7 protein-coding genes are annotated in these 6,399 nt (G+C 73.3%); 3 read left to right on the top strand and 4 right to left on the bottom strand.

The window, feature by feature from the left end; translation table 11 throughout:
• Nucleotides 1-53: 53 nt before the first annotated feature.
• Both ACFWIC_RS40395 and ACFWIC_RS40390 read right to left on the bottom strand, forming a co-directional pair.
• Nucleotides 54-629 (bottom strand): TerD family protein, encoded by a 576-nt coding sequence (locus tag ACFWIC_RS40395; RefSeq protein ID WP_329883953.1) that lies wholly within the window; start codon nt 627-629, stop codon nt 54-56.
• Between the two features lie 112 nt (nt 630-741).
• Nucleotides 742-1,239 carry a hypothetical protein gene (locus tag ACFWIC_RS40390; protein WP_380364216.1) on the bottom strand — a complete coding sequence of 166 codons (498 nt, stop codon included), beginning with the start codon at nt 1,237-1,239 and terminating at the stop codon, nt 742-744.
• 68 nt (nt 1,240-1,307) lie between these two features.
• Here ACFWIC_RS40390 and arfB point away from each other — a divergent pair, with 68 nt between their 5' ends.
• The gene (gene arfB, locus ACFWIC_RS40385) at nt 1,308-1,739 is read left to right on the top strand and encodes an alternative ribosome rescue aminoacyl-tRNA hydrolase ArfB (RefSeq protein ID WP_329883951.1); all 432 of its coding nucleotides are present in this window, start codon (nt 1,308-1,310) and stop codon (nt 1,737-1,739) included.
• A gap of 135 nt (nt 1,740-1,874) precedes the next feature.
• Here the strand turns inward: arfB and ACFWIC_RS40380 are convergent, their stop codons facing one another.
• Nucleotides 1,875-2,411, bottom strand: coding sequence for a flavin reductase family protein (locus ACFWIC_RS40380; RefSeq protein ID WP_380364219.1), 537 nt, complete (start codon nt 2,409-2,411; stop codon nt 1,875-1,877).
• A gap of 426 nt (nt 2,412-2,837) precedes the next feature.
• On the opposite strand from ACFWIC_RS40380, the gene ACFWIC_RS40375 reads away from it, so the two are divergent.
• Together ACFWIC_RS40375 and ACFWIC_RS40370 are read left to right on the top strand one after the other, a co-directional pair.
• Nucleotides 2,838-4,667: a diguanylate cyclase domain-containing protein gene (locus ACFWIC_RS40375; protein ID WP_380364221.1), complete on the top strand. Its 1,830-nt coding sequence runs from the start codon at nt 2,838-2,840 to the stop codon at nt 4,665-4,667.
• Nucleotides 4,668-4,904: 237 nt separating this feature from the next.
• Nucleotides 4,905-5,915 carry a carbohydrate-binding protein gene (locus ACFWIC_RS40370; protein ID WP_329949183.1) on the top strand — a complete coding sequence of 337 codons (1,011 nt, stop codon included), beginning with the start codon at nt 4,905-4,907 and terminating at the stop codon, nt 5,913-5,915.
• A 104-nt stretch (nt 5,916-6,019) separates the two neighbouring features.
• Here the strand turns inward: ACFWIC_RS40370 and ACFWIC_RS40365 are convergent.
• The coding region (locus ACFWIC_RS40365) for an amidohydrolase family protein (protein ID WP_380522132.1) at nt 6,020-6,399 on the bottom strand (380 nt) is incomplete at its 5' end.

Below are 6,399 nucleotides of genomic sequence, written 5' to 3'. Positions count from 1 at the left end.
CGCCCGTCCGCCGGGTGGCGGGACGGGCGCTCCGGGGACCGCAGGGGGCGACGTCAGAGCTGGACGCCGAAGTCCTGGGCGATGCCGGCCAGGCCGGAGGCGTACCCCTGGCCGACGGCGCGGAACTTCCACTCGGCGCCGTTGCGGTAGAGCTCGCCGAAGATCATGGCGGTCTCGGTGGCGGCGTCCTCGGAGAGGTCGTAGCGGGCGATCTCGGCGCCACCGGCGGCGTTGATCACACGGATGTAGGCGTTGCGGACCTGGCCGAAGTTCTGCGACCGGGCGACGGCGTCGTAGATCGAGACCGGGAAGGTGATCCGGGTGGCCTCGGCCGGCAGCGTGGCGAGGTTGACGTTGATCGCCTCGTCGTCGCCGGCGCCCTCGCCGGTGCGGTTGTCACCGGTGTGGACGACGGTGTTGTCCGGGCTGCTCGTGTTGTTGAAGAAGACGAAGTGGCCGTTGGACAGCACCTTTCCGTCCGCGTTCAGCACGATCGCGCTGGCGTCGAGGTCGAACTCTGCGCCGGTGGTGGTGCGGACGTCCCAGCCGAGGCCGACGGTGACCGCGGTCAGGCCGGGGGCCTCCTTGGTCAGCGAGACGTTGCCACCCTTGGAGAGGCTCACTGGCATGGTGTGTGCTGTCCCTTCGATTGCTTTTGCCGGGATAACGCGGGAACCGGCGGAGATGGTTCCACGCGGGTCGACGGATTTCCGTCGCCGGCACGGGTTCGGGTATTCCCCGTCAGATTCGACGGAACCGGCCCTGAAGTGACCAGATGGCCGGATTGTCGGCGAGATCGGGGTGCATGTCGAAGAGGTCGGCGAGTGTGTCCTGGAGAAAGTCGCGGGCTTCGCGCCTCAGGTCGCCGTGACGGATCACGGCCGGCGGCTCGTCGGGCAGCCAGGTGGCGGTGACCTCGACCCAGTTGAACCGGCGGGCGAAACGCAGCAGTTCGGTGTTCTGGGTGAAGTCGAGGTCGGCGGTCTGCACCCGGGCGGCGCGACCGCCGGCCGGGTCGCGGTCCAGCTCCTCGGCGATGTCGCAGAGCGCCCAGGCGAAGTCCAGCACCGGGACCCATCCCCAGGCCGTGGACAGCTCCGCTCCCTCGGCGTCGAGGTAGACGTCGCCGCAGAACAGGTCGTACCGCAGCGCGTGGGTGGTCGCGGTCCGGTAGTCGGTCTGCGGGGGGTCGGGGAAGCGGTTGGAGAGGGAGTAGCCGAGCTCGATCACACAGGCCATTGTCGGGGCTGCGCGCCGGGTCGGATAACCGGGTGACCGGCGGGGGCCCGGCGCGGGATGATGGGCGCATGCCCGAGCCCATTCGCGTCCGGGGATCGGTGGTCGTCCCCGACGCCGAGCTCGTCTGGCGCTTCTCACGTTCCTCCGGCCCCGGTGGCCAGCACGTCAACACGTCCGACACCCAGGTCGAGCTCCGCTACGACCTGGCGGCCTCGGCCGCGCTGCCCGACGTCTGGAAGCAGCGCGCGCTGGAGCGGCTGGCGGGCAGGCTGGTGGACGGGCGGGTGCTGGTGGTCCGCGCCTCCGAGCACCGCTCGCAGTGGCGCAACCGCGAGGTCGCCGCGGCCAGGCTGGCCTCCCTGCTCGGGGAGGCGACGGCGCCGCCGCCGAAGGCCCGCCGGGCGACCAGGCCCAGCAAGGGCATGGTCGAGCGGCGGCTGACCAACAAGCGGCACCGCTCGGAGCTGAAGCAGGGGCGGCGGTCCCCGCAGGGCGAGTAGCCCGCGGGCAGAGCGGGCCGGACGCGGGACCGGGCCCGGTCGGTACGCGGGCCCGGCAGGCCGGTGGCCGTCGGTCGGGAAGGACGGCGGCCCGCCGGGCGGCAGGGGCCGGGGGGACCGGAGCCCCCGCCGGGGTCAGCCCAGGGTGCGGTAGCCGCCGCGGAAGTAGAGCAGCGGACGGCCGCCCGGGTCGGGCACCAGTGCCTCCAGGACGCGGCCGAGCAGCAGGGTGTGGTCTCCGGCGGCTATCCGCTGCTCGGTGCGGCACTCCACGGTGGCGAGCGCGCCGTCGATCAGCGGGGCGTCGCTGAACGCCCCGCGGCGGTGCGGGGCCTCGGCGAACAGCAGCCGGTCACTGAGCCGGCCCTTCATGGCGAACCGCGAGCCGAGCGCCTTGTGTCCTTCGGTGAGCAGCGAGACCGCCCAGGTGTCGGCCCGGGAGAGTACCTCGTCCATCCGGGAGTCCTCGCGGACGGAGATCAGGACCAGTGGCGGCTCCAGCGACACGGAGAGGAAGGACGTGGCGGTCATCCCGACGTCCTCGCCGTCCTCCGGGTCGTGGACGGTCACCAGGCTCACTCCGGCGGCGAGCTGGGAGAGCGCCGCCCGGAACTCGTCGGGCGTTGCTTGGGAGGCAGCCTCGGGCTGCGGGGACGAGTACACGTAGCGCACGGTAGCCCGCGACCGGGCGGAACGGCATCGGGCCCTGGTCGTAGGACCAGCGGCGCAGTCCGGGGTGCAGTCCGTGGCGCAGTCCCGCGGTGCGGCCCTCGCTGCGGGCCTTCGAGATGGGGCCGAGGTTACGGTTCGCGGCCGCTCTCACCCCCAGGAGTGAAGTGGAGGGCCTGCCCGGCGGGCAGCCGACTTCAGTGCGCGGCCGATCCGGCCGACCAGGATAAATGTTCCGATAAGGGCTTATGTCCAGATATGGGACAGATGGGCTGATGAAGGGCGCATTAGGGTCGTGTGATTTAAGTCACAAGTGGCGACCTATTGCTGACCGAGCGTGCCGAACGCTGTGCTCCCTGTGATTCAGTTCTTCTGGCAATCGGACGATAACCAATCAAGACCTATCCGAAGCAGCCGGGGAGCCCCCGCATGGAAGCCGAGTCGGAGCCGTACGTCCGTCTCGCGACCCTCCGCACCTTGCACCGGGTCGTGGCGGACCTCAACGCTGCCCGCAGCCTGGCGGGCACGCTGCAGGCCGTGGTCGAGGGCGCGGTGCACGGACTCGGCTTCGACGCCGCCGCGGTCAGCCTGGTCCGGCCGGACGGCGACCTCGTGGTGGCGGCCGTCTGGGAGCTGGAGGAGAGCGCCATGGGCGGCCCCTCCGTCCTCCTCGGCCAGGTGGGCTCCCGCGAGTCCTGGGACCGGCTGCTCGGCGTCAGCGACCACTGGGGCACCCTGCGCTTCCTCCCCTATGACCGGGGCTGGGCCGTTGCCAGCGACATCCCGCGCTGGATCGGGGACGGCCCGATGCCCGTCTACGCCAACGACTGGCACCCGGCCGACGGTCTGCTCGCCCCGATGTACAGCGCCGGCGGCGACCTGCTCGGCGTCCTCTCGGTCGACCGCCCGCGCAGCGGCAAGCGGCCCGGGGCCTGGACCCGCGAGGCGCTGGAGATGTTCTCGTTGCAGGCCTCCATCGCGATCGGCAACGCCCGCCTGCGGGCCGAGATGCAACGCGCGCTGGCCCGCCTGGAGAAGGAGCAGCAGGCCCTGCGGGCCAGCGAGGAGAGCTTCCGCCAGGCGTTCGAGTACGCGCCCAGCGGGATGGCCATCACCGAGCTGCACGGGGCCGGGCGCGGTCAGCTGACCAGGGTCAACGACGCGCTCTGTCGTCTGCTCGGCCGCCCTCGCGCGGTGCTCCGCCAGCAGAGCTTCGCCGACCTCGTCCACCCGGACGACCGGGCGCTGCTGGAGCGCACCAGCGCCGAGAGCGGCCGGGCTGAACTGCGCCTCTCCCGGCGGGACGGCGGCTACCAGTGGGTCTGCCTGCGCAACTCGATCGTCGCCGACGCCGCGGAGGGGCCGAGCTTCCTGCTCACGCACGTCGAGGACATCGAGGACCGGAAGCGGCACGAGCTCCAGCTCGCCCACCGGGCCAGCCACGACGCGCTCACCGGTCTGCCGAACAGCGCCGAGCTCAAGGCCCGGCTCGGGCGCCGGCTCTGCGGCCAGCCGCAGACGGTCGGCGCCGCCGGACACCAGCCGGGCCCCGCCGACGTCCCCTACGGGAGCGGCGGCTACCAGGGCGCCGGGTACGCGGTGGCCGACTCCTACAGCGCGCACGCCGCCTACGAGGGCCTGGAGGGGACCGACGTGCGGTCCGGGCCCGCGCACGGCTACGGCCTTCCGGAGGGGTACCCGTCGGCGGCCGCCGGTGCGAACCCGGGGCCGGCCGGCTACGGCGAGCACGTGCACGCGGTCGTGCCCGCCGATCACGGGTCCGGCGGCGAGGTCTGGTCGGGACCGTTCCGCTCGGGCGGCCCGGTCGTCGTGGAGAAGGGGCTCGCGGTGCTCTTCTGCGACCTCGACGGATTCAAGTCGATCAACGACCGGTTCGGCCACAACGCCGGCGACGCCGTGCTGGTCGAGGTCGCCCGCCGGCTCAGCGGGGCCGTGCGGGACGGCGACACGGTGGCCCGGCTCGGCGGTGACGAGTTCGTGGTGCTGGCCGACGGGATCGGGCGCGACGAGGCCAAGGACCTCGCCCACCGGCTGCGCAACGCGATCATCCCGCCGATGCGGATCGACGGCCGGGCGATGCGGGTCGGCGTCAGCCTGGGCGTCGGCTGGGCGGGCTGCGGGATGAGCATCGAAGAGGTGCTGCACACCGCGGACGAGCGGATGTACGACGAGAAGCGGGCCAGGGGCGGCTCGGTGCGCGGGGCCAGGGGCGAGCGCTCGCACCGGCGGGCCGGCTGAGGAAGCCCGGCGGGGGAACCCGGTGGTGGAACCCTGCGGGGAGGCCGGCCGGGGCGGTGACCGGAGGTTCCGGGCCGCGTGAGCGGGTCGTTCCGGGCGAAAGCTACCCGCTGGTCGTCAAGGGGTCTTTTCGGGGCGTCGCCGAGGACAGGTAGTGTTCCCGGGTACAAGCGACCACGACCAGCGCCGGGGGCACGGCAGCCCGGCGGCGCGACCGCGATGGGGGAGTTGACCACCGTGACGACCGCCGGAAACAGCGGAGTGCCCCAGGGCCCGGAGGGCGGCACCCCTCAGGACGACGACCCGTTCGGCTATCTGTACCGTCCTGCCGACGGTGCGGCGGCGGCCCAGCCGTCCGAGCCGCAGCAGGGCGTGCCGCGCACGCCGTACAGCCGCCCGATGGAGGTCGGCCGCGCCCAGTACGGGCAGCAGGCCCGGCCCCAGCAGCCCTACCCGGCCCAGCCGGGCTACCCGCAGGCGCCGCAGCCCGGGCAGCCGTACCCGCCGCAGGGCGAGTACGGCGGAGTGCCCGCGCAGCACCCCGAGTACGGCGGCGGCGCCCCGACCCAGCAGGCCCGTTACGCCGAGCACTCCCGGCCGCAGCCGGGGGAGGAGCGGCCGGGCGGCGGCCGGGGCAAGGGTGCGGTGATCGGCGCCGTGGCGGTGGTCGCGGCCGTCGCGATCGGCGCCGGGATAGCCCTCTCGGGCGGGGACCCGGACAAGGACAAGGACACGAACGCGAAGGGCGCCACCAGCTCGACCGGCGCCCCGGCCACGCCGGGCGGCACCGGCAGCACGAGCCCGACGGCCCCCGCCTCGGCGACGGCCTCGGCGACCCCGGTGACCGGCCCCGCCACCGTCGACGCGAGCGGCCTGCAGGGGCAGAACGCGCCGTCCGGGAACTCCGTCAAGGGCACCAAGTCGGCGGACGGCGCCTACCTGACGCTGCAGCCGGGCGGTTCGGTCAGCTGGAACGGCGAGCTGGCGGCGGCCGGGACGTACAAGTTCACGGTGCACTTCAACAACCCGGGTACCGACGTGAAGGCCGTGGCTTCGGTGAACGGCAAGGACTGGCCCGGTGGGCTGTCCTTCAAGAACTACTCGCCGGGGAAGGAGCCGGCGGCCTCCTGGTACACGACGTACATAACCCCGCCGCTCCAGGCGGGGGCGAACACGATCACGCTCACCGTGCCGGCGGGCAGCGGAGCGATCCTGGTCGACCAGGTGGTGCTGGAGGCCGCCGGCTGATCCGGCCGGCCCGTCCACGCGAAACGGCCGCCCGTTCCCCGAGGGGAGCGGGCGGCCGTTCCGTTGCCGGCGGGCGCAGGCGGACACCGGCGGGTCCGGGCGGGTCAGGCGGACCCGAGCGGGGCGAAGCGGTCGGCCCCGGTGATCCACTCGCCGCGGCGCATGACGGCGACCAGGTCGTGGGTGGCGGAGTCGAGCACCACGAGGTCGGCGTTCTTGCCGGGTTCCAGCGTGCCGACCGAGTCGGCGAGGCCGAGCAGGCGGGCGGGGACGGTGGAGAGCGACTCGACGGCCTGGTTGAGGGTCAGCCCGTTGACGGCGACGGAGCGCTTGAACGCCACGTCCAGGGTGAGGGTGGAGCCGGCGATCGCGCCGCCCTCGACCAGCCGGGCCACGCCGTCCTTGACCTCGACCTGGAGGGGGCCGAGGGGGTAGAGGCCGTCGCCCATGCCGGCTGCGCCCATGGCGTCGGTGATCAGCGCGA

The sequence above is a fragment of the Kitasatospora sp. NPDC127035 genome, assembly GCF_042726075.1.
Taxonomy (GTDB): Bacteria; Actinomycetota; Actinomycetes; order Streptomycetales; family Streptomycetaceae; genus Kitasatospora.
This window is presented reverse-complemented; position numbering and strand designations above follow the sequence as displayed.